Source organism: Bradyrhizobium yuanmingense (assembly GCF_029167105.1).
Lineage (GTDB): Bacteria > Pseudomonadota > Alphaproteobacteria > Rhizobiales > Xanthobacteraceae > Bradyrhizobium > Bradyrhizobium yuanmingense_A.
In genome coordinates this window covers 24,236-45,200 of the sequence record NZ_JARFML010000047.1, presented here as the reverse complement: position 1 = coordinate 45,200, position 20,965 = coordinate 24,236, and the positions used below count along the sequence as shown (strand labels likewise).

The following is a 20,965-nucleotide window of genomic DNA, read 5'->3' as shown; positions in this document are numbered from 1 at the left end:
GCCGCGATCGCCAGGGTGGGCGGCGTCCGCCCGACGTCGGCCCCCCGCCGCCGCTGCCGTCCTCACCCGGCGTGCGCGGCTTCCGCGACATCACGGCCGACGCCAACGATCTCGGCGGTGCCGCCGCGCAGGCCAGCCGCGCCGCGCGCCGCACCTACGCCAACGTGCCCTCGCCCTCGCCGGAATTCGACCGACTGGAGCCGAGCCTGGAAAACCGCGCCGGTGAGACCGAAGCGCCCTATTCCTACGACGAGTCGATCGAGGAGGCCGAGCGCTACGCGCCGCAGCCGCCGTCGCCGCGTCCGCGCATCGCCCCCGATCGCGACGTCAAGAAGCGCGCCCGCACCGGCTCCGCCTTTCCGTTCAAGAGCGCGATTGCCGTCGGCATCGTGCTCATCCTGGTCGGCGCCGGCATCCTCTGGGGCAAGCAACTGGTCCAGATCGTCAACGGCTTTCTCAAGCCGTCCGCGACGCAAGTTGCGGATACGCCGACCCCGGCGCAGCCGCAGAGCAAGCCCAAGATTCCCGATCGCGTCGGTCAGCCCTCGGCGGACCAGCCGGTCGCGCCGGTGGCGCAGAAGGTCGTGCTCTACGACGAGGATCCGTCCGATCCGAAGGGCAAGCAATATGTCGGTTCGGTGGTGTGGCGGCTCGAGCCGATCAAGGCCTCGGGCAACCAGAAGGCCGACGTCGCCGTGCGCGCCGACATCGAGATTCCCGACCGCAAGTTCAAGATGACGATGTCGTTCCGCCGCAACACCGATTCCTCGTTGCCGGCGAGCCACACGGCGGAGCTGACCTTCATCCTGCCGCAGGATTTCCCCGGCGGCAGCGTCTCCAACGTGCCGGGCATCTTGATGAAGTCGAACGAGCAGGCCCGCGGCACGCCGCTCGCCGGCCTCGCGGTCAAGGTCACCGACGGCTTCTTCCTGGTCGGCCTCTCCAATGTCGACGCCGACCGCGCCCGCAACGTCCAGCTCCTGAAGGAGCGCTCCTGGTTCGACGTGCCGCTGGTCTACGCCAACCAGCGCCGCGCCATCATCGCCATCGAGAAGGGCGCCCCCGGCGAGCGCGCCTTCAACGACGCCTTCGCGCAGTGGGGCGATTAGGCTCTTCTGTCATTCCGGGGCGCGCGTAGCGCGAGCCCGGAATCCATCGGGCACCAGGTGACGCTGAAAGATGGATTCCGGGCTCGGTGCTGCGCACCGCCCCGGAATGACTGAATGGACGATTACTGCGCCGCGGCTTCCCGCTTGCGCGATGCCGCGGCGGCGGCGTGCTGGCGGTCCATCACGGCGCGGCAGCCGGGGCTGACCTGCGCCTTGTTCCGCACCATGCAGGCGGTGATCCGCGGGATGTCGGGAATCTCGCTGGAGCACAGCCGCATGGCGTCACCCGAGCACATCTGCTGGGCTTCTTGCGTGAAGGCGAGACTGGGTGAGGTCTGGAGAGCGAAGGTGGTGGCGACTGCGAAGAGCGAAGCGATGGTCTGAAGGCGTGTCATGTGGAATGGATCCCCGAGTTCCCTTAAGGCTTGAGCCGCTTGGTTTTGGGGCGCCGCACGCGGCTTGATCTGCCGCATGTCGCAGCCTTCACGTCGGGAGCTTCGATCCCGCGTGTGGTCGCTCGACTTCTTGATGCTCGAATCGAAAGTGCTGCGCCGCCCGAGCGAAGTATGCGCCATTGTCACGCGCCCGCAATGGCCGGCACAAAGGAATTCGCAATTGTTGCACGCCAGTCACGTCGCGCGATCAGATCAGCCGATCGGAGACGCTTGTTCCGCATCGCTCGCGCCGAGAGCGGCGGCGTGCTCCTCGACAGCGGTGACGCCCTTGGGCGTCAGCTCGAACAGATCGCCGTCCTTCATCACGTAGCCGTCGGCGATCAATTGCCCCATCTTGCCCTGCCGGTCGTCGGCAAACGCAACGGACTGGCTGATATCCCGGAGGATGGAGAGTTGTTCGTCGCGTAGCATGGCTTCAATCTCCATTCGCCGGGATGGGTGCCGGTCCTCACATGCCGTGGCTCTGAAACACCTTGCTGCAGGACTTCGACAGCTTGGACCGGTTGGCTTGCAGGCAGCCCTGCACCGCGCCGTCATTGCCGAGATCCTTGCGGCAGAAGCGCTGCGCATCGCGCGAGCAGGCCTGCTGCTCCTGCGGCGTGCCCATATGGCCTTGGGCGAGCGCGGGTGCCGTCGACAGGCCGCTCAGGGCCGCCAGCGCGATTGTCGCCAGAAGAAATTTGCGGGCCATCGGCGGCTCCAGTCTGTCAGGGGTTGAACTCAGGTCCAGCATGAACTCATCGCCTTGCCACTTGTTCCCCTTAAGGAGCCCGGCGCCCGCTGTTCAAGGTTCCCGCTGCGCTGCTATAACGCCTGCAGAGTGTGAGGTGCTTGATGAAACGCTATCTGGTGTTTGCGCTGGTCGTCCCATTCATCGGCGGGTTCCTGCTGCTGCTGACGACGACCTACCAGTCCGGCTATTGGGCCCAGACCAACCTCGGCGAGGTCGGCAAGCTGTTCGCGGTGTTCTTCAAGACGTTGCAATACAGCTACCTGTTCGGGTTCTTGCCCGCGCTGATGATCGGCGCAGTCGATGACATCCTGATCCACATCCGCCGGATCGGGCCGGTCTTGCGGATGCTCCTGGTCGGCCTGTTCGCCTTCGTCCTGGCCGCGTTCGTCCACGGCTCGCGCGGGCCGGATTCCGGCGCGGTCCAGTTCATCCTGTACGGGCTCGTCGGTTTCGTGCCTGCGGTGATTTCATCCTGGCTGGTGCATCGCTACGTCGAGGAGCCGCAAGCCGCGCCGGTGCCGACCTGACGCGCGGCGTTCGGGCGCGGCCGCAACCTCCGCCGCGCTGGCGCGTTCACTGAAGGCCATGGCCATGCAAGACGACGACATCCTCGCTCCGCGCAAATCCCGTTCCGGGAGCGGCTCGCATGCGCGCTTTTCGCGCGACGAGGCGCGCGGCCCGATCATCGACCAGGACGGCCACGAGATCAGGCCGGAAAGCCTGGAGCAGGGATTTCGCGAGTTTCGTTTCGAGTTCGGTCAAGGCAGCCCGTTCGGCAATCTGACGCGCGAGCAGCGGATCGCGCGGCTCGAGGCGATCGCCAAGCTGCTCGACGTCGCCTTCATCCTGCCCGGCACCAACATCCGCTACGGCATCGACGGGCTGATCGGATTGATCCCCGTTGTCGGCGACATCATCACCACCGCGATCTCGCTGTGGCTGGTGCGCGAAGCCCGCGCGCTGGGCGCGCCCTGGCACATCACGGCGCGCATGCTCGGCAATGTCGCGGTCGACGGCGTGGTCGGCCTCGTCCCGTTCGCGGGCGACGCCTTCGACGTCATGTTCCGCGCCAACACGCGCAACGTCCGCCTGCTCCAGCGCTGGCTGGAAAAGCAGCCGCGGATGTAGTGCGATGCCGCCTTCCTTCGCCTCTCCCAGAGCGGGGCGAGGGGGACGACAGAGCCTCCCCAAAACACAAAAGGCGCGACGACCCTTCGGCCATCGCGCCTTCTGCGCACATCGAACTTTGTTGCGAAAGCTTACGCCGCGTCGGCGTCGGTCTCCGCGGCCGGGGCCGGCTTGGGCCGGCGGGGCAGCGGGAAGGCATCGCTCTCGTACAGCGAGCGGATGCCGTTCTGGTCGAAGCGCGCTTCCTCGACCTGGAGATATGCGCCGTTCAGCGAGTCCGTCGGCAACTGCTCCATCGCGAACTGCACGGCCTCGGCCGCAGTGCCGAACCGCCGATAGGTGAAGCCCGCGCGCTTCTTCTTGCGGATGGCGGCGGGGAAGAGCTCGGCGGAGGTGTTGAAGTTGAACGGACGCAGTGGACGCATGGTCAAAGACCTCGTGATCTTCTCTGGGGCTTTAAGCGCGTGGGGTTGGGGAGGGCAGGGGCCGCAATCGAGCGGGCCCGCCGCATGTCATTGTCGCCCTCTAATATAGGCCGATTTGACAAAAATGCGACCCCCGCGATGCGAGATGATGAATCCGCGCATGGCAGCCCCGCAGAGACGAAATTTATCGATATTTCAAAGGCTTATATGACTTAAACTTTGTCAAGAAGCAGCAGTACGACCAGGATCACCAGCACGACCCCGCCGATCCCGATGCCGGAATGGCCAAGGCCATAGCCGTAGCCGCCGAACCGGCCGGACAGGCCGCCGACGAGATAGATGATCACCAGGATGATCAGGATGGTCCCAAGTGCCATGGCATCCTCCCTGGCGCACCGAAATGCGATGATCGGCCGCACCGCCAGAGCAGAAAAGCACATCCCGCCGCCGGGTTCCACGGGGGAACCCGGCGACGGGCTTGGGTTATTTGGGCTCGAGCTTCAGCGCCGCGGAATTGATGCAGTAGCGCAGGCCGGTCGGCCCGGGGCCATCGGGGAAGACGTGGCCGAGATGGCCGCTGCATTTGGAGCAGAGCACCTCGGTGCGGATCATGCCGTGGCTGGTGTCCCGCTCCTCGTCGATGTGGCTCTCGACCGCGGGCTGGGTGAAGCTCGGCCAGCCGCAGCCGGAATCGAACTTGGCGTCGGACTCGAACAGCACATTGCCGCAGCCGGCGCAGACGTACGTGCCGGCCCGGTGCTCGTGCTCATATTCGCCCGAGAAGGGACGCTCGGTCGCCTTCTCGCGGAGGACGGCATATTGCATCGGCGTCAGCTCGCGCCGCCACTGCTCTTCGCTCTTGATGACCTTGTCGTCGGTCGCTTTCGTCTTGGTGTCGGGCATGGGTCTCCCGTTGCTTTGGGGATCTCGCGATCAGTTGGTGGCCTTGCCGGCATTCACCAGCGTCGGCTTCTCGATGTAGTTATCCGCGAACAGCTTTTTCAGGTTCTCGACCTTCGGGATGTCGTTAAAGACGATGTAGGGCTGGTTCGGGTGCAGCGTCAGATAGTCCTGGTGATAGGCTTCCGCCGGATAGAACGCCTCCAGCGCGCCGACCTTGGTCACGATCGGCTTGTTGAACACCTTGGCGCCGTTGAGCTGGGCGATATAGGCTTCCGCGACCTTCTTCTGCTCGTCCGAGGTGGTGAAGATGGCCGATCGATATTGCGGGCCGACGTCGGGACCCTGGCGGTTGAGCTGGGTCGGGTCGTGCACCACCGAGAAGTAGATCTGGAGGATCTTGCCGTAGGAGATCTTCTTCGGGTCGTACTTGATCTCGACCACCTCGGCATGGCCGGAGCGGCCGCTCGACACGGTCTTGTAATCAGCGGTCGCCTTGGTGCCGCCGGCATAGCCGGAGACCGCGTTGACGACGCCTGCGGTGTGCTGGAAGACGCCTTGCACGCCCCAGAAGCAGCCGCCGGCGAGCACGGCGGTCTGGACGCCGCTCGCGGGCGCCGCGTCCAATGTAGGGGCTGGGATCACGACCGCCTCCTCCGCGGCCCGCGACGGCATCACGAAAGCCAGCGTCAGGGCGGTGGTTGCGGCCAGCAGGGTGGCGAGGGCGGTTCGGCGCATGGCAATCCTCTTTCGGAAGGGCTGACAGTCTAGGGCGGTCGGGACCGGGCGAACAGCCTGCCCGGCGCGTTTTCGCATCATGCGAGATACGGGCCGAGCCGCAGATTGTTACGCCGGGGCGGACACGAGACCGTGAGGATGCGGTTGCCGCGGCGACGGGCCGGCTTGGCGGGATGCGGAACTCCGCGCTAGATGAACCGGCGCGATCGGTGATCGACCAAATGGTGGCTGGAGCTGGCCTGACAACATGCTGCGCGTCGTACTCCTGATCCTGGCCGTCCTCGCCGCCGGCACTTGCATTGCCGCGGCCGATCCCCGACCCGGCGACGATCTCGCTTTGTGCCGCGACCGCCAGGCCGAGCTGCAGGCCCGCGCCACCGCCTGCGAGAACCTGCTGAGCGCCGATCGTCTCACCGCCAAGGACAAGGCGATCGCCCTGTCCGCGCGCGGCAATGTCCAGCTCAACAAGCGCGACCATGTCCACGCGATCGAGACGCTGTCCATGGCCATCGACCTCGATCCGGACAACGTCGTCGCGCTCAACCTGCGCGGCCTCGCCTATGAGCGGAGCGGGCAGGAGGATCTGGCGATGGCCGACTACAACCTCGCGCTAAAGAAGCGCCCGGCCTATGGCGTTCCCTACAACAACCGCGGCGTCATCCACGCGCGCCGCGGCGCGCTGCAGAGCGCGATCGACGATTTCAGCCTGTCGATCAAGTACACGCCGAAATTCCTGCTCGCCTGGACCAATCGCGCCCGCGCGCGCACGCTGATGAAGGATTTCGACGGCGCCATCGCCGATTTCGCCGAGGCCGAGAAGATCGATGCGGCTGCGCCGCAGATCGCCGGCAACCGTTGCGTCACCTACGGCATGATGGGCAAGTTCGATCGCGCCCTGGCCGATTGCAACGGCCTGATCGAAAAGCAGCCCAGGAACGTGTTCGCGATCAACAACCGCGCCGACGTCAACATGATGAAGGGCGATCTCGACGCCGCGCTGAAGGACTACAACACCGTCATCCAGATCAACCCGAACAATGTCCGCGCCCATTCGGGCCGCGGCCAGATCTACGAGCGCAGGAAGGATCTCGCGCAGGCCCGCGCCGATTATCGCGCCGCGGCCTATTCGCTGACGAGGTTCGACGAGACCGAGGTTGCGCGCGCCCGCGCCATCGCGCAGGAGCGGCTCGCAGCCCTGACGCCGAAGGAGGCGGCGAGCGCGACGACCGGCCGTCGCGTCGCGCTGGTGGTCGGCAATGGCGCCTACAAGAACGTCCATGCGTTGCCCAATCCGCCCCGCGATTCGAAGCTGATCGCGGGCGTGCTGCGCGACCTCGGCTTCCAGACCGTGATGGACACCAGGGACCTCACCCGCGATGCGTTCTTCCAGACGCTGAAGGCCTTCGCCGAGGAAGCGGAAAAGGCCGATTGGGCCATGGTCTATTATGCCGGCCATGGTTTCGAGATCGGCGGGGTGAACTATCTCGTTCCGGTCGACGCCAAGCTCACCGCCGACAAGGACGCCGAGACCGAGGCCGTCGCGCTCGAGCAGGTGATCGCCGCAGTCGGCGCAGCGCGAAAAGTGCGTCTCGTGGTCCTCGATGCCTGCCGCGACAATCCGTTCGCGCCGGCGATGCAGCGCACGCTGTCGCTGAAGCTGGTCGAGAAGGGCTTTTCCAACATCGAGCCCGGTGCGGGCTTCATGGTCGTCTACGCCGCCAAGCACGGCCAGACCGCGATGGATGGCGATGGTAGCCCCAACAGCCCGTTCGCCACCGCGCTCGCCCGCGAGATCAAGCAGCCGAAGGTCGAGATCCGAAAATTGTTCGACATCGTCCGCGACGACGTCTGGGCCGCGACCAGGCACGAGCAGCAGCCGTTCACGTATGGGTCGCCGCCAGGGCGGGAGGATTTTTACTTCGTCGCTGGGAAGTAGCCGGGGCGATGCGAAGCATCGCACCCGGAATCTCGAGATTCCCGGTGCGCAATTGCGCACCTGAGGTTCGGCTCTTCGAGCCGCCCCGGAATGACTGGGCAGACAGCTTCACACCACCACGCTCAGCCGTTTCGCCGCCCGCGTGATGCCGGTATAGAGCCACCGTGCTCGCGAATCCTGAAACGCAAAACTCTCGTCGAACAGCACGACGTCGTCCCATTGCGAGCCCTGCGACTTGTGCACGGTCAGGACATAGCCGTAGTCGAACTCGTCATAGGGCTTGCGCTGCTCCCAGGCGATCTGCTCGACGCCGCCCTCGAAGCAGTCGGCGCGCACCGAGACCTTGGTCACCTTGTGCCCGAAATCCTCGTCCGGCGACAGCCGCATCGAGAGGATGCGCGACTTCGATCGCGAGGTGTTGCGCGACTTGACGCGCCACAGGCCGCCGTTGAACAGGCCCTTCTTGCGGTTGTTGCGCAGGCACACCAGCTTGTCGCCCGCGACGGGAAACTGATCCTCGATGTTCTGGCGCTGGCGCACCCGCATGTTGTAGGCGCGGCGGGTGTTGTTGCGGCCGACCAGGATCTGATCGGCGCCCATAACGCGATCGGGGTCGAGCTCCTTGCGCGAGACCACCTCGCTCTCGCCGTAACGGCCGATGTCGAGCTCGCGCCCCTCGCGCACGTCCATCGACATCCGAACGATCGGATCGTCCTGGGCCTGGCGATGCACCTCGGTCAGCATCGCGTCCGGCTCGGAATTGGTGAAGAAGCCGCCGCCCTGGATCGGCGGCAGCTGCGCGGGATCGCCGAGCACCAGCAGCGGGCAGTCGAACGACATCAGGTCGCGGCCCAGTTCGGCATCGACCATCGAGCATTCGTCGATCACGATCAGCTTCGCCTTCGAGGCGGGCGCATCGTCCCACAATTCGAAGCTCGGCTGCTCCTCGCCGGATTCGCGGGCGCGGTAGATCAGCGAATGGATGGTGGAGGCGCCGTCGCAGCCCTTGTTGCGCATGACGAGGGCGGCCTTGCCGGTGAACGCCGCGAACTTCACCTCGCCGTCGACGCCCTCGGCGATGTGCCGCGCCAGCGTGGTCTTGCCGGTGCCGGCAAAGCCGAACAGGCGGAACACCGGCGGCGTGCCGCCCCGTCCCGGCTTGGCCTTGAGCCAGTCGCCGACGGCCTTGAGCGCAGCATCCTGATGCGGGGTGAAAGTGGCCATGTCTGTCTTGAGGGAGCGGCGAATGCGGCGATTCGCCTTCCCCCAAACTAACCATTCGCACCGACGGTTCAAGCGCAGGGGCGCTGTGTCTCTGGGCCCATCCTTCGAGACGCCCGCCTTGGGCGGGCCCTCAGGATGAGGGCGGAGTGTGCGGCGGCGGTTTCGGCAGGCGAAATGCCGCTGAGCCTCATCCTGAGGAGGCTGCGTAGCAGCCGTCTCGAAGGACGAGGCGCTTGCTCAGACCTCGCCTACTGCCACCCCGGCACTCCGCGCATGTCGGGCAGCTGGTGGGCGATGCCCTTGTGGCAGTCGATGCAGGTCTTTTCCTTGGTGAACAGGAAGCGCTGGTGCGCCACCGAGGCCCGCGGCGACTGCTTGGTGATGTCCATGGAATCGGCGCTGTGGCAGTTGCGGCATTCCAGCGAGTCGTTGGCTTTGAAGCGCGCCCATTCGTGCGCGGCGAGCTCGAGCCGGTGGTCCTGGAATTTCTCGCGGGTGTCGATCGTGCCGAAGATCTTGCCCCAGACCTCCTTGGAGGCCTGCATCTTGCGCGCGATCTTGTCGGTCCAGTTGTGCGGCACGTGGCAGTCCGGGCAGGTCGCGCGCACGCCGGAGCGGTTGGAGAAATGGATGGTCGACTTCAGCTCGGCGTAGACATTGTCCTTCATCTCGTGGCAGCCGGTGCAGAACTTCTCGGTGTTGGTGATTTCCAGCGCGGTGTTGAAGCCGCCCCAGAAGATCACGCCGGCGACGAAACCGGCCAGCACCAGGGTGCCGAGGGCGAACACCGAGCTCGGCCGGGTCAGCACCTGCCAGAGCTCGAGCAGAAACGCCCAGCTGCGCGCGATGACGCCGCGCTTGGCATTCAGCTCCGCGTTGGGATCATCGGCAGTCGTCGTCATCTGCGGCCACCCGGGCTTGCGCGCGACAGCAGCGTGTCGATGTCGGTGAAGTCGTTGCTGACTGGCGGATTGGCGGTGTTCTGCGGCATGTGGCATTCGGTGCAGAAGAAGCGGCGCGGCGAGACCGAGGCCAGGAATTGGCCGTCGCGGTCCATGAAGTGCGTGATCGAGACCATCGGCGCCTGCGACTCGGCGGTGCGCGCCCGCGCATGGCAGGACAGGCACTTGTTGCCGTTGAGGTCGACCTGATAGCCGTCGATATTGTGCGGAATGACGGGCGGTTGCTCCGGATAGTTGCGCACCTCCTTCTCGGAGGTGTTGCGGTTCGGCAGCATCGGCGGCGCCGGGCCCTCGTCGTTGAGCGGGGTCGGGCCGCGCAGGCCGGAGGTCACCGTCTGCGCCGTCAGCGAGCTCGTGCCGGCTGCGATCGCGAAGGCGAGCAGGATGATTGCGGATCGTTTCATCATGACGCGTTCACCCGCTCGATGCGCACGGCGCATTTCTTGAAATCGGTCTGCAGCGAGATCGGATCGGTGGCGTCCAGCGTCACCTTGTTGATCAGCTTGGATTCGTCGAACCACGGCACGAACACCAGGCCGCGCGGCGGCCGGTCGCGGCCGCGCGTCTCGACACGGGCGCGGATGAAGCCGCGGCGGGAGACCACCTTCACCTCGTCGCCGCGCCGGAGCTTCATGTCCTGCGCATCGTCCGGATGCATGAAGCAGACGGCTTCGGGAAAGGCCTTGAACAGCTCGGGCACGCGGCGCGTCATGGTGCCGGAATGCCAGTGCTCGAGCACGCGGCCGGTCGAGAGCCAGTAGGGATATTCGTTGTCGGGCGATTCCGCCGGCGGCTCGTAAGGCAGTGCGAAGATGCGGGCCTTGCCGTCGGCATGGCCGTAGAACTGCACGTCGGTACCCTGCTTGACATAGGGGTCGCTGCCTTCGCGGAAACGCCACTTCGTTTCCTGCCCGTTGACCACCGGCCAGCGCAGGCCGCGCTCCCGGTGATAGGTGTCGAACGGCGCGAGGTCGTGGCCATGGCCGCGGCCGAACTGGGCATATTCCTCGAACAGGCCCTTGTGCACGTAGAAGCCGAACGCCTTGGATTCGTCGTTGGCATAGCCCGGCTCGATATCGGTGACCGGGAATTTGTCGACCTGGCCATTCCTGTAGAGCACGTCGAACAGGGTCTTGCCGCGATATTCCGGCTTCTTGGCGATCAGCTCCGCGGGCCAGACCTCCTCGATTCTAAAGCGCTTGGAGAACTCCATGAGTTGCCAGAGATCCGACTTCGATTCGCCCGGCGCGGAGACGAGCTGGTGCCAGAACTGGGTGCGCCGCTCGGCATTGCCGTAGGCGCCTTCCTTCTCCACCCACATCGCGGTGGGCAGGATGAGGTCCGCTGCCAGCGCGGTCACCGACGGATAGGCGTCCGAGACCACGATGAAGTTCTCGGGATTGCGGAAGCCCGGATAGGTCTCCTCGTTGATATTGGGGCCGGCCTGCAGGTTGTTGTTGACCTGCACCCAATAGGCGTTGATCAGGCCATCCTTCAGCATCCGGCTTTGCAGCACGGCGTGGGCGCCGTTCTTGTCCGGAATCGTGCCTTCGGGCAGCTGCCAGATCTGCTCGGCGTAGTCGCGATGTTTCTTGTTGGTCACGACCATGTCCGCGGGCAGGCGGTGCGAGAAGGTGCCGACCTCGCGCGCGGTGCCGCAGGCCGAGGGCTGGCCGGTCAGCGAGAACGGGCTGTTGCCGGGCGCGGAGATCTTCCCGGTCAAAAGATGGATGTTGTAGACGAGGTTGTTGCACCAGACGCCGCGGGTGTGCTGGTTGAACCCCATGGTCCAGAACGAGACCACTTTCGTCTTGGGATCGGCGTAGAGCTCGGCGAGCGCCTCGAGGCGGTTGAGCGGCACGCCCGACATTTCGGCGGCCTTCTCCAGCGTGTACTCGGAGACGAACTTGACGAATTCGTCGTAGCTCATGTCGGTGGAGTCGTTGGCCTTGGCCGCGCCCGTCGCCTTCTTCTGCAGCGGATGCTCGGGCCGCAGGCCATAGCCGATGTCGGTCTGACCGCGCTTGAACACGGTGTGCTTGGCCACGAAGTCCTTGTTGACGCGGCCGGTCTTGATGATGTGGTTGGCGATCGCGTTGAGGATGTACAGGTCGGTGTGCGGCTTGAACACCATGCCGATGTCGGCGAGGTCGAACGAGCGGTGCTCGAAGGTGGAGAGCACGGCGACGCGGACATGCGGTGCGGACAGGCGGCGGTCGGCGATGCGCGTCCACAGGATCGGATGCATCTCCGCCATGTTGGAGCCCCACAGCACGAAGGCGTCGGTGGCCTCGATGTCGTCGTAGCAGCCCGACGGCTCGTCGATGCCGAAGGTGCGCATCATGCCGGCGACCGCCGAGGCCATGCAGTGCCGGGCATTGGGGTCGATGTTGTTGGTGCGGAAGCCGGCCTTGAACAGTTTTGAGGCCGCATAGCCTTCCCAGATCGTCCACTGGCCGGAGCCGAACATGGCGACGCCGTTAGGCCCGCGCTTCTTGATCGCCTCCTTCCACTTCAGCTCCATGATGTCGAAGGCTTCGGTCCAGGTGACAGGCGTGAAGTCGCCGTTCTTGTCGTACTTGCCGCCTGTCTTGCGCAGCATCGGCTGCGTCAGGCGGTCGTGGCCGTACATGATCTTGGAGAGGAAGTAGCCCTTGACGCAGTTGAGGCCACGATTGACCTCCGCCTTGATGTCGCCATGGGTGGCGACGACGCGGTTGTCCTTGGTCGCGACCATCACCGAGCAGCCGGTGCCGCAGAAGCGGCAGGCGGCCTTGTCCCATTTCAGTTCGCTCTCCTTCCGCTCGGCTGCGAGGTTCGCGGCGAGGGCCGGTGCGGGAAGGCCGGCGGCGACCGCGGCGATCGCGGCGGCCTCGAGCTTGAGCATCTGGCGGCGGTCGAGCTTCGGCGATGTCATGATGGCTCTCCGGCCGTTAGGTCGTTTCGATGGCGTGGAACACCAGCGCTGCGGAATAGACGTGCTGCAGCGACTGAATGGTGTTGAGCATGGTGCCAAGGCTGCCGGCATCCGGCGCTTCGGCGACGACGACGAGCTTTCCGCGCGCGTCGCGGGCATGGATCTCGCAGCCGGGAAGGGCTGCGATCTCCGCTTCCAGTTCGGCAAGGCGCTCGGGCCGCGCCTGCACGATGATGCTGGCGATCTCCGCGCCCGGCGGCGGCACGATGCGCTCGGCGGTGAGCACGCGACCGGTGATCAGGGCGCGGCGGTTGAGTGTGGCGTGAGCCATGATGCCTGTCTTTCGCTGGTTGCCGATCAATGCGGGGAGGGCGGCGGGCCGGGAGGGCCGGCAAACATCTGGTAGATCCAGACGCCAAGGCCGTAACTGCCGACGGTCCCGACCGCGAGCACGGGCATCACGATCGCGGTCAGGAACAGGAAGGCGAAAATCTCCATGCGCTTACGGCGCACGCGCGACGTCGTGTCGTCAGGGGCCGACATATTCGGTCTCTCGGGATGAGATGGGGAATCGGGACGGCATCCGGGCCGTTGCCTTACTTCACTTCTGATGCATCCGGGCCGCCACGGCGTTGATCTGGATCAACCTGCCCGCTTGTGCGGATGCCGCCGCGCCGGGGCGAGACCAGCCCCGCTTCGCACGCCGGCCGGCGAAATCATTCTCCCGCGCGGCGGAATTGCCACCGCGTAGACAGCTTCGCCTCGCCCTTTAAGATGAGCTCAACAAGAACAAGCGGGAGAGCGACGCCATGAAGTTCGGCATCTTCTACGAGCTGCAGCTGCCGCGGCCCTGGGCGGCCGGCGACGAGCTCGCCCTTTATCAGAATGCGCTCTCGCAGATGGAGCTCGCCGACTGGCTCGGCTACGACCATGCCTGGGTGGTCGAGCATCACTTCCTCGAGGAATATTCGCACTCGCCCTCGCCGGAATCCTTCCTGGCTGCCGCAAGCCAGCGCACCAAGAACATCCGGCTCGGCCACGGCATCCTCCAGCTCACCACCAACCATCCGGCGCGCGTCGCCGAGCGTGTCGCGGTGCTGGATCTGCTCTCGAACGGCCGCTGCGAGTTCGGCATGGGAGAGAGCGCCTCGATCACCGAGCTGGAGCCGTTCGGCCGTGACATGGAGACGAAGAAGGAGGTGTTCGAGGAGGCGGTCGCGGCGATCTTCCCGATGTTCAGGGATGCCGGCAGCGAGCATCACGGCAAGTATTTCGACATCCCCTTGCGCAACGTCGTGCCGAAGCCGGTGCAGAAGCCGCATCCGCCGCTGTGGATGGCGTGCTCGCAGCTGCCGACGATCGAGCGCGCCGGCCGCCACGGTTTCGGTGCGCTCGGCTTCCAGTTCGTCAGCGCCGATGCGGCCCACGCCTGGGTGCACGCCTATTACAACGCCATCACCAAGCGCCTGCACAAGCTCGCCGACTACGAGATCAATCCCAACATGGCGCGGGTCTCGTTCTTCATGTGCGCGAAGACGGACGAGGAGGCGCGCGCCCGCGCCGACGGCGCCACCTTCTTCCAGTTCGCGCTGCGCTTCTACGGCGCTTCGCAGAGCCGCCAGCGCCCCGCGCCCTACACCGTCAATATGTGGGACGAGTACAACAAGTGGAAGCGCGACAATCCGCAAGCCCAGGAGGCGGCGCTGCGCGGCGGCCTGATCGGCTCGCCCGAGACGATCCGGAAGAAGCTGAAGCGCTTCCAGTCCTCGCACATCGACCAGGTCATCCTGCTCAACCAGGCCGGCAAGAACAGCCACGAGCATATCTGCGAGTCGCTGGAGCTGTTCGGCCGCGAGGTGATGCCGGAGTTCCAGAACGATCCGGCGCAGGCCGCCTGGAAGCAGGGCGTGATGAGCGGCGAGATCGAGCTGGAAGAGATCGATACCGAGGCTTTCACCGATCGCTACGGCAAGCTGGCGATCAACGTGGCCCCCGCGAAGGCGGCGGCGGGGTAGCGTGTAAGCAACGACAGGTCCTGCTTCCTGGTGCTGACGCCGGTGCGGTGAGCCGCGCATCAGTGCGGCGTTTTGACCCGGAGCAGACCTTTCGAACCCTCTGCATCCAGCAATGGCTGGGCGCTCGACGTCGCTCTCCCTTGCGCTGCTTCACGCATATCGTCGTCCCAGCAAGCGCCCAAGCGGCGCGAGGAACGATTCAACACAGCGTGAGTTCGACCTCAAATCCAAGAAACAAAGCAAGAGGGTAACGCGATGACACGATCCGTGGAGGAGTTGAGACGCGAGTCCGAGCGTAGCCGCGCCGAGCTGGCGGCAACGGTCGGACGGTTGAAGGAGCAGATATCGGACACCGCCGACGACATTCGCCACAAAGTCTCGCCGCAGCACATCAAATCCGAAGTCACCGAATACGTCAGCCACAAGACCCAGAGCTGGGTCGAAGGGCTCAAGCAACAGATCATGGACAACCCGATGCGCGCAGTGGCCGCGGGCGCCGCAGTGGGCGTTCCGTTGCTTCGGTTGGTGCGAGGTACGCCGTTGCCACTTCTCATGATCGGCGCAGGGCTCGCCCTGACTTCGAAGACGGTGCGCCACCGTGCTGCAGACGTCACCGGCCCGGTCTTGGACAAAGCCGGGCACATGCTTGAGGAGATGGCCGAGGGCGCACGGGCGATGCAGGGTGATGCCAAGGAGACGCTGTCCTCCGCGCAAAGCCGAACCGCTGGCATGGCTGATGATGCGCAGGAGAAGGCCGCCGGCATTGCCGCTGATCTGCGGGAGAGCGCGGCGCGTGCTGCCAGTTTTGCGAGTGAAAAGCTCAAGAGTGGCATGAATGCAACCAGGGATGCCGCCGCGAGCGCGCCTGACCAGGCCCGGCAGACCATTGGCGACAATGCTGCGCTCATCGGCGGCCTGGGCATCGCGATCGGCGCCATCATTGCGGCTGCTCTTCCTGAGACCAAGGTCGAAGCTAAGGTTATGGGCCGGACGAGCGACGGTGTGAAGCAGGCCGCTGCCGCCGCGGCGCAATCCGGGTTCGAGGCCGCGAAAGACGCCACCACGTCGGCGGCCGATGCTGCGGCGCAAAGGGTCGCCGATGCTGATCTCGGCACCCATGCCAGCCGCATGACGCAGAACATGGCGGACACTCTGAAGGAGGCTGCGGACGACGTGGTCAAAGCTGCCTTTAGCCCCTCTCAAACCAACACCTGAAGGAAACGATCATGAGCGATTTGGACCCGCACAACGTGAAGCAGTTCGCAAAGAACCAGGACAAGGGCACCGCGAAGGACATGAAAGAGCAGATCGGCGATGCCGGAGCGGAGATGAAGCAGCGCGCCGGCGATGCGTTCCGGGCATCGGCCGACGTCGCGAGAGACAAGTTCGGCGAGGCCGCGGATGCAGCAAAGGGCGTCGCGGACGGAACCATGGACCAGATCCAGAGCCAGGCGCGCGAACAGCAGCGATCGGGCGCCGATTTCGTCGAGCGCCTCGCGGGCAACATCCGCGAGGCCGGCCGGGCTTTCGAGAGCGACGTACCGTTCGCCGCACGCGGCATCGGTTCGGCGGCGGACTATGTCGAAGATGCCGCCCAGAAGATCCGGGACGGAAGTTTCCGAGATCTTGTCGCAGGCGCGACCGATTTCGCCAAACGTCAGCCGGCCGCCTTTCTTGGCATATCGGTGCTGGCTGGCTTCGCGGCCGTTCGCTTCCTGAAGGCATCCGGCGGACAGTCGTCATCCCAAGGGCAGCGCAACACCCCTGGCAGCACGTCGGGGAGCGGGCAAACGTCAGGTGGGTCCCCGTTTTCGGCGGGAGAGCAAAGCTGGAATCAGGAGTCCGGGACCCGTAACCCCCATACGCAACAATCCTCATCCTTCCAGGGCAGCACGTTACCATGAGCATCGAGCGCGATATCAAAACCAGCAAAAGCGAGTTCAGGGAAATCTCGACGCTGCTCGGCGATGCCATGTCGCAGTTCGCCAAGCTGTTCCAGAACGAGATCGACCTGGCAAAGGCAGAAGTTGGCGAGAAGCTCCAGAAGATCGGCGGCGCCGTCGGCTTGATCGTAGGCGGCGCCGTTCTGGTGATCCCGGCCATCGTCATGGCCTTGTTTGCCCTCTCGGCCGCATTGATCTCCGCAGGATGGTCGCAGCCGCTGTCATATCTGACATCGGCAGTCATCGCTGCGGCCGTCGCCGCCGCGCTGGTCGCCATGGGGATGAACCGGCTTAACATGCGTCAGCTGGCTCCCCGCGAAACGATCGGCCAGTTGGAAAAAGACAAGGACACCATGAAGGGAATGGTGCGATGAGCAGCACAAAGATCAGCTTTATCGACAATCTGGTAACGGCCGCCAGGGACAACCCGCTCGCCGCGGCCCTCATCGGAGGCGGCGCGCTTTGGCTGTTGGCCGGCGACCAGAGGCTGAAGACTGTGGCGCGTTCCGCCGCCGAGGCCGTCGAACCTGTTGCCGATATCGGGACGAGTGGTTTCAGGTCGGCAGCATCCGTGATCAAGCGGACCGTCGCGCCGCCGACCGCCCCCGAAATGGACAACGACGGCTCGCAAGGGGTCGGGGAGACCCTGCGTGGCGCGACCGCCGCCGCTTCCGATACTGTCTCCCAGGCCGCCGAGGGCGTCCGGGATCGTTTCGACGAGGGCGTCGCCTTCGCGCAGGAGCAATTCAGCAAGCTGGGCAATTCGCTTCCGAACAAGGACACCATGACGAGTGCGAAGTCGTCACTGGCGGACATGCTGGAGCGGCAACCGCTCGTGCTGGGGGTCGTGGGCATCGCAATTGGTGCGGCCGTGGCGGGCGCGTTCCGCGCCTCCGAGATCGAGAACCAGTACATCGGAGACGTCAGCGACGACGTGAAGGCTGACCTGAACCGGCGCGCCGGTGCGGTCTCGCAGGCCCTGCGTGAAGCCTCGGACACGGTTGTCTCGGAAATCAGCGATACCGGCGCCGAAATTGTGGACCGAGTCAAGCAGGCCGGGATGGACGCCGCGGCAGCTGCCCGGGCCGAGGTAAAGGCTCCGTAATGAGCGAGGGAGAGCGGGGTGCGCTGGCCACGCGCCCCGCTCTGGTTGGGTGATCAGGCAGGTGGGGTTGCCCTGAAGGCGAACCTAATCCCAGTACGGAATGGCCGGACGGGCGATCATCAGCCAGAAGATCATCAGCACGGCCGCAAACGCCGGAAAGCCGAAGGCGAACCACCACCAGAAGAGACGGTGATAGCGGGCGGGCAGCTTGCCGTTGGTCGCGACCGCCGCCACGGCGAGATCGCGCATCTGCATCTGCATCCACACCACCGGCAGCCAGAAGGCGCCGGTCACGAGATACAGTGCAATCGACGCCGCCACCCAGCCGTCGCCGAGGGAATACCCGCTCGACCAGGCGAGCCAAGTCCCGGTGATCGGCTGCAGGATCACGGCACTCGCCGTGAACAGGAAGTCGGCCAGCACCACCGTCCGCGCGACGCCGGCGATCTCGCGCGGGTCGCCGCGCAGATGCGCCACCAGCATGAAGAAGGCGATGCCGGCCCCGGTGCCGAGCAGCACGACAGCGCCGATGATGTGCGCCATCTTCACGAGGAAGTAGAGCATCAACGATCCTCGCGGATGGCCATGGCGACCAGGTTGAGCATGATCACCGGCCAGATCTTCAGCATCGGTCCCAGCGGATCGGCCCACAGCCGTGGCACCAGCGCCGTGCCGATCACGGCATAGGTGAGCGAGATGATCAATGCTGCCCAGAGTCCGTAGCGGCTCAGAGGCCGCCAGAGAATGGCGATGCCGATGACGATGTCGGCGAGCGCGCCCGCGGTGACGGTGAGCGCCGCGACGTTCCCTTGCAGCCCGCCTTCAAGCAGCAACGACATGCCGATATTCCAGCCCGCGCTCAGCGAGATGATGCCTGTGGCGATCCAGAACGCGCCGAAGACGCCGAAGATCAGCGGCTTGAGTGCATACAGCCGTGCAAACCATCGTTCCTGCACCGACGCAGGCTCGCTTGCGAGCGCGGCTTCGAGATCGCGCGATGGAGTGCCGGTCAATCGACGCCAGGGCTCGGGATCGCCGGTCGCACCGCGGCGCATTTCCGCCTGTGCCGTCGTATTGATGGGCGTTCGCCATCCCAGCATCTGGGCAACGTCGCCCGCACGATAGGCAATTGAAGCCGCCCAGCGCGGCAGCTGCAGGCGATAGGCCGGGCGCCAGCGCAGCCAGGCGCGAAACAGCGCGACCGCATCGCTGAAGGCGATCCGCCGCGGGCCGGCCAGATCGACCGCGACCCGCGAAGGCGCGCTGGGTTTCAGGAAGAACAGCACGGTCTCAACGACGTCGTCGAGATGCACCGGTTGAATCGCCGCCGTGTCGGGCATCACCGGCAGAACCGGCAGCGCCGCCAGCCCGCGCAGCAGCGCGCTGCCACCATAGGCGGGCCGGCCGACCACGACAGAAGGCCGCAGCACCACCCAATCGAGCTCCCGCGCCATCAAGGCGGCTTCGCCCTCGCGCTTGGTGCGGGAAAAATCGCTGAGCGCATCGACATTGCTGCCGATTGCCGAGAACAGGATAACCCTGCGGACCCCGGCGGTCTCGCAGGCCGCATAGAGTGCTGCGCTGCCGGCGACATGAACGCCTTGCATGTCCCGTCCCTGCAGCGCACCCGCTGCATTGATCACGGCATCGACGCCGGCGAGAAGGCTCTTCCATTTCGACACATCGGTGGTCCGGGCGACGTCGAGCGCGACGTGGCGAGGATCGTGCGTCGCCGCGGGATGGCGCGACACCAAGATGCAGTCATGTCCTTCGGCGGACAGCCTGGCGTGGATCGCCGATCCGATAAGTCCTGTAGCCCCGACGAGAAGGATGCGCATCGACTGATCCTTCGATGGGCGGCCCGGGCAACGCCCCTGATCAAACCTTGAAAATCGCACCAATAAAGCGGGGCTGATGCAATCGTTCCTCCCGGCGGAACTGATGGGTTTGGCTGCAGGCCGAGTGTCCGGACACCCGCAGCTCCCTTACTCGCGGATGATCGAAAGGGTACGGAGCGACGCAGCGGCGTGATCCGCGAATGCCCTCACAGCGGGTGCGGTGCGCCGGGAACCGGGAATCACAACTTGAACCGGTGCGGCCGGCGGCTCATAGGCCGGAAGAAGACGCACGAGCTTGCCGGACGAAATCTCGGCTTCGACCTGATAGGACAACAATCGAGCGATGCCTTGGCCCGATGTCACGGCGGCAATGACCGTGTCGAGGTCTGTCGTCATCAGGCGCGGCATCACGCGAACCGTGTGCAAGCGGCCTCGATTCTGAAAACGCAGTTCGGTCGGCCCCGCAAATCCGGAAAAGAACACGACATCGTGCTTCGGTATGTCTCGCGGATGTCGAAGCTCGGGTTGCCTGCGCAAGTAGGAAGGACTGGCCACCAGGACGCGACGGACCGACCCCACTGATCTGACGACGAGGCGCGAGTCGCGCGGCTGACCTATCCTGACCGCAACATCGATGCCTTCACTGATCAGGTCGAGCGATCTTTCACCCATGATGAGCTCGATACGGATCGCCGGATGAGCGTCAAGGAAGCTCGATACGATCGGAACGACATGACGGCGTCCGAAGATGGTGGGAGCGGCTATTCGCAGGATTCCGTGCAGCGGAGCCCCTTCCGTCTCGACAAGCCTGCTCATGACGGTTGTGTAGCCGTTGACCAGCTCGCGGGCGCGTTCAGCAAAGTGGCGTCCGGCATCCGTCGGTGCAAGACGGCGGGTTGTTCGCTCCACCAATCGTCTTCCGACCCTTTCCTCGAGGGCCGCAAGCGCGCGAGTGACCGCGGGAGGCGAACGCTTCAATCGCTTTGCTGCGCCTACCAGACTTCCAACCTCAACTATCGCGACGAATGTCGCAAGTTCATCGAGCCTGTCCATCGGATCATTCCCAAAGATGGAATTGTGACTTTCAGCATTAATTCTAGTGCAATTCAGGAGGTCGTAATAGCCTTTGAATGCGGTCGGCAGCGCAGGCGCTCATGATCGCGGCAGCGCGAGAGGCCATAAAGGCTGACAACGCAGACGCGGCGTTCGCGTTCTTCAACGAGCATTAGTGCCCGCCTTTGTTTCGCAACTCGTTTCGAAAGGTGCCCTCATGCCCGCAGCATTGGAATTTCTGTTGTGGTGTGCCGCGCTCGCAACGTGGCTGATGCTTCTTTGCGCGCTGGTAGCTGAGCGCTTGAAGCGGCTCTCAAAGCTTTTCAGTCATCTGCGCGAGATTGCTTTCAGGCACAGGGTGAAGTGACTCGATAGGGCCATCGGATCAGCCTCATCTGAGAAAATCACGACGATGCCGTCTCGAAGGGCGAGGCGCAGCGTGAGACCCGCCAATGCCGTCTGCAACAGCCGAGCGGCCCTGGGC

At 65.0% G+C, this 20,965-nt stretch carries 25 protein-coding genes; 9 read left to right on the top strand and 16 right to left on the bottom strand.

All coding sequences use genetic code 11. The features are described 5' to 3' along the window. Window positions 1–1,109 (top strand): hypothetical protein (locus P0R31_RS36640; protein WP_275519786.1); only part of this gene is annotated, 1,109 nt, incomplete at its 5' end. 122 nt (window positions 1,110–1,231) lie between these two features. Here the strand turns inward: P0R31_RS36640 and P0R31_RS36635 are convergent. From P0R31_RS36635 to P0R31_RS36625, 3 genes are all read right to left on the bottom strand, one after another. After that, window positions 1,232–1,504: a hypothetical protein gene (locus P0R31_RS36635; protein WP_035998968.1), complete on the bottom strand. Its 273-nt coding sequence runs from the start codon at window positions 1,502–1,504 to the stop codon at window positions 1,232–1,234. Between the two features lie 252 nt (window positions 1,505–1,756). Next, window positions 1,757–1,975, bottom strand: coding sequence for a hypothetical protein (locus tag P0R31_RS36630; RefSeq protein ID WP_275519784.1), 219 nt, complete (start codon window positions 1,973–1,975; stop codon window positions 1,757–1,759). 37 nt (window positions 1,976–2,012) lie between these two features. Then, complete coding sequence (locus tag P0R31_RS36625; protein ID WP_275519782.1) at window positions 2,013–2,255, bottom strand: hypothetical protein; 243 nt, start codon at window positions 2,253–2,255, stop codon at window positions 2,013–2,015. A 143-nt stretch (window positions 2,256–2,398) separates the two neighbouring features. Here P0R31_RS36625 and P0R31_RS36620 point away from each other — a divergent pair, with 143 nt between their 5' ends. Both P0R31_RS36620 and P0R31_RS36615 read left to right on the top strand, forming a co-directional pair. After that, window positions 2,399–2,824: a DUF5413 family protein gene (locus P0R31_RS36620; RefSeq protein ID WP_275519781.1), complete on the top strand. Its 426-nt coding sequence runs from the start codon at window positions 2,399–2,401 to the stop codon at window positions 2,822–2,824. Window positions 2,825–2,882: 58 nt separating this feature from the next. After that, a complete protein-coding gene (locus P0R31_RS36615) occupies window positions 2,883–3,425 on the top strand; it encodes a DUF4112 domain-containing protein (protein WP_157288095.1) in 543 nt (180 codons plus the stop codon). 131 nt (window positions 3,426–3,556) lie between these two features. On the opposite strand, the gene P0R31_RS36610 is transcribed toward P0R31_RS36615, so the two are convergent. The 4 genes from P0R31_RS36610 to msrA all read right to left on the bottom strand — a co-directional run bounded on the left by P0R31_RS36610 (window position 3,557) and on the right by msrA (window position 5,488). Next, window positions 3,557–3,850 (bottom strand): hypothetical protein, encoded by a 294-nt coding sequence (locus P0R31_RS36610; RefSeq protein WP_024337713.1) that lies wholly within the window; start codon window positions 3,848–3,850, stop codon window positions 3,557–3,559. Between the two features lie 212 nt (window positions 3,851–4,062). Next, window positions 4,063–4,227 carry a DUF3309 family protein gene (locus tag P0R31_RS36605; protein ID WP_271541263.1) on the bottom strand — a complete coding sequence of 55 codons (165 nt, stop codon included), beginning with the start codon at window positions 4,225–4,227 and terminating at the stop codon, window positions 4,063–4,065. A gap of 106 nt (window positions 4,228–4,333) precedes the next feature. Then, window positions 4,334–4,753, bottom strand: coding sequence for a peptide-methionine (R)-S-oxide reductase MsrB (msrB, locus tag P0R31_RS36600; RefSeq protein ID WP_275519779.1), 420 nt, complete (start codon window positions 4,751–4,753; stop codon window positions 4,334–4,336). Between the two features lie 30 nt (window positions 4,754–4,783). Beyond that, a complete protein-coding gene (msrA, locus tag P0R31_RS36595; RefSeq protein ID WP_275519777.1) occupies window positions 4,784–5,488 on the bottom strand; it encodes a peptide-methionine (S)-S-oxide reductase MsrA in 705 nt (234 codons plus the stop codon). A 247-nt stretch (window positions 5,489–5,735) separates the two neighbouring features. Here msrA and P0R31_RS36590 point away from each other — a divergent pair, with 247 nt between their 5' ends. Next, the gene (locus P0R31_RS36590; RefSeq protein ID WP_275519775.1) at window positions 5,736–7,424 is read left to right on the top strand and encodes a caspase family protein; all 1,689 of its coding nucleotides are present in this window, start codon (window positions 5,736–5,738) and stop codon (window positions 7,422–7,424) included. 108 nt (window positions 7,425–7,532) lie between these two features. Here P0R31_RS36590 and P0R31_RS36585 read toward each other — a convergent pair whose 3' ends face one another. The 6 genes from P0R31_RS36585 to napE all read right to left on the bottom strand — a co-directional run bounded on the left by P0R31_RS36585 (window position 7,533) and on the right by napE (window position 13,070). Beyond that, window positions 7,533–8,648, bottom strand: a complete 1,116-nt coding sequence (locus tag P0R31_RS36585) for an ATP-dependent DNA helicase (protein ID WP_035998929.1) — start codon at window positions 8,646–8,648, stop codon at window positions 7,533–7,535. A 248-nt stretch (window positions 8,649–8,896) separates the two neighbouring features. Continuing rightward, window positions 8,897–9,550, bottom strand: a complete 654-nt coding sequence (locus P0R31_RS36580; RefSeq protein ID WP_275519772.1) for a NapC/NirT family cytochrome c — start codon at window positions 9,548–9,550, stop codon at window positions 8,897–8,899. After that, window positions 9,547–10,017, bottom strand: a complete 471-nt coding sequence (locus P0R31_RS36575) for a nitrate reductase cytochrome c-type subunit (protein WP_275519770.1) — start codon at window positions 10,015–10,017, stop codon at window positions 9,547–9,549. The genes P0R31_RS36580 and P0R31_RS36575 overlap by 4 nt, the downstream gene beginning before the upstream one ends. After that, window positions 10,014–12,527 (bottom strand): nitrate reductase catalytic subunit NapA, encoded by a 2,514-nt coding sequence (gene napA / locus P0R31_RS36570; protein WP_275519768.1) that lies wholly within the window; start codon window positions 12,525–12,527, stop codon window positions 10,014–10,016. Before napA ends, P0R31_RS36575 begins: the two co-directional genes overlap by 4 nt. A 16-nt stretch (window positions 12,528–12,543) precedes the next feature. Continuing rightward, on the bottom strand, window positions 12,544–12,858 hold the full coding sequence (locus P0R31_RS36565; protein ID WP_275519766.1) for a chaperone NapD: 315 nt from the start codon (window positions 12,856–12,858) through the stop codon (window positions 12,544–12,546). A 26-nt stretch (window positions 12,859–12,884) separates the two neighbouring features. Further along, window positions 12,885–13,070, bottom strand: coding sequence for a periplasmic nitrate reductase, NapE protein (gene napE / locus P0R31_RS36560; protein ID WP_018318384.1), 186 nt, complete (start codon window positions 13,068–13,070; stop codon window positions 12,885–12,887). Window positions 13,071–13,336: 266 nt separating this feature from the next. On the opposite strand from napE, the gene P0R31_RS36555 reads away from it, so the two are divergent. From P0R31_RS36555 to P0R31_RS36535, 5 genes are all read left to right on the top strand, one after another. Beyond that, window positions 13,337–14,542: an LLM class flavin-dependent oxidoreductase gene (locus P0R31_RS36555; RefSeq protein WP_275519764.1), complete on the top strand. Its 1,206-nt coding sequence runs from the start codon at window positions 13,337–13,339 to the stop codon at window positions 14,540–14,542. A 255-nt stretch (window positions 14,543–14,797) separates the two neighbouring features. Beyond that, window positions 14,798–15,757: a DUF3618 domain-containing protein gene (locus tag P0R31_RS36550; protein ID WP_275519762.1), complete on the top strand. Its 960-nt coding sequence runs from the start codon at window positions 14,798–14,800 to the stop codon at window positions 15,755–15,757. 11 nt (window positions 15,758–15,768) lie between these two features. Further along, on the top strand, window positions 15,769–16,446 hold the full coding sequence (locus P0R31_RS36545; protein ID WP_275519760.1) for a hypothetical protein: 678 nt from the start codon (window positions 15,769–15,771) through the stop codon (window positions 16,444–16,446). Beyond that, window positions 16,443–16,859, top strand: coding sequence for a phage holin family protein (locus tag P0R31_RS36540; protein ID WP_275519758.1), 417 nt, complete (start codon window positions 16,443–16,445; stop codon window positions 16,857–16,859). Before P0R31_RS36545 ends, P0R31_RS36540 begins: the two co-directional genes overlap by 4 nt. Then, window positions 16,856–17,590 (top strand): hypothetical protein, encoded by a 735-nt coding sequence (locus P0R31_RS36535; protein ID WP_275519756.1) that lies wholly within the window; start codon window positions 16,856–16,858, stop codon window positions 17,588–17,590. Before P0R31_RS36540 ends, P0R31_RS36535 begins: the two co-directional genes overlap by 4 nt. An 84-nt stretch (window positions 17,591–17,674) precedes the next feature. Here P0R31_RS36535 and P0R31_RS36530 read toward each other — a convergent pair whose 3' ends face one another. The 3 genes from P0R31_RS36530 to P0R31_RS36520 all read right to left on the bottom strand — a co-directional run bounded on the left by P0R31_RS36530 (window position 17,675) and on the right by P0R31_RS36520 (window position 20,481). Further along, the gene (locus P0R31_RS36530) at window positions 17,675–18,154 is read right to left on the bottom strand and encodes a DUF2269 family protein (RefSeq protein WP_275519754.1); all 480 of its coding nucleotides are present in this window, start codon (window positions 18,152–18,154) and stop codon (window positions 17,675–17,677) included. Beyond that, complete coding sequence (locus P0R31_RS36525; RefSeq protein ID WP_275519752.1) at window positions 18,154–19,428, bottom strand: SDR family oxidoreductase; 1,275 nt, start codon at window positions 19,426–19,428, stop codon at window positions 18,154–18,156. Before P0R31_RS36525 ends, P0R31_RS36530 begins: the two co-directional genes overlap by 1 nt. Before the next feature lie 147 nt (window positions 19,429–19,575). After that, a complete protein-coding gene (locus P0R31_RS36520; protein WP_275519750.1) occupies window positions 19,576–20,481 on the bottom strand; it encodes a LysR family transcriptional regulator in 906 nt (301 codons plus the stop codon). Window positions 20,482–20,965 lie beyond the last annotated feature (484 nt).